Genomic DNA, 583 nt, shown 5'->3' on the forward strand with positions numbered 1-583 from the left:
CACCAAACACTATATCCCTTTTTTTTTTTGGGGTTGTTTTTTTTTAAAATTAGACTGGCTATGGGGGGGGCGGGGGGGCCGGGGGGGTCCCGGGGCCCGCCCCCTCGTTCGTTCGCTCTCTCGACGTCGGCTCGCGCTCACCGCCACCCCGGCGGTGCGGGTGTTTGGGCCGTTTCCGCACGGGCAGGCGATCTTGCGTCAGGGAAACACACCCACGCAAGGAGGAGTGCGACCATGACCGCCACCGACAAGATGACGGCCAAGTCCGAGCAGGCCAAGGGCGCTGCCAAGGAGACCGTGGGCCGGGCCCTGGGCAACGAGCGGATGACCACCGAAGGCCGCGCCGAACGGGCCAAGGGTGATCTGCGTCAGGCCGCTTCGAAGGGCAAGGACGCTTTCCACCGATGACGGCGGCACGCAGTCCGGCTGACAGAGGTGGCCCTGCGTTCAGAGATCCAGGCGGTGGGCCCGGGGGGGGGGGACCGGGGCCACGGGGGGTGTTGGGGGGGCCAGCGGGGCCGCGGCGCGGGCCCCGGGGGTCTGGGGCGCCGGCGCCCGCTTACGTGGGCGCCGCGTGGGGTGG

Annotated in this window: 1 protein-coding gene; it reads left to right on the forward strand. The window is 70.0% G+C overall.

Features of this window, described 5'->3' with window-relative positions; genetic code table 11:
• Positions 1–234: 234 nt before the first annotated feature.
• Positions 235–408: a CsbD family protein gene (locus ACWGJY_RS29575; RefSeq protein ID WP_453263928.1), complete on the forward strand. Its 174-nt coding sequence runs from the start codon at positions 235–237 to the stop codon at positions 406–408.
• The last annotated feature ends 175 nt before the right edge of the window (positions 409–583 follow it).

Source organism: Streptomyces sp. NPDC054765 (assembly GCF_053612065.1).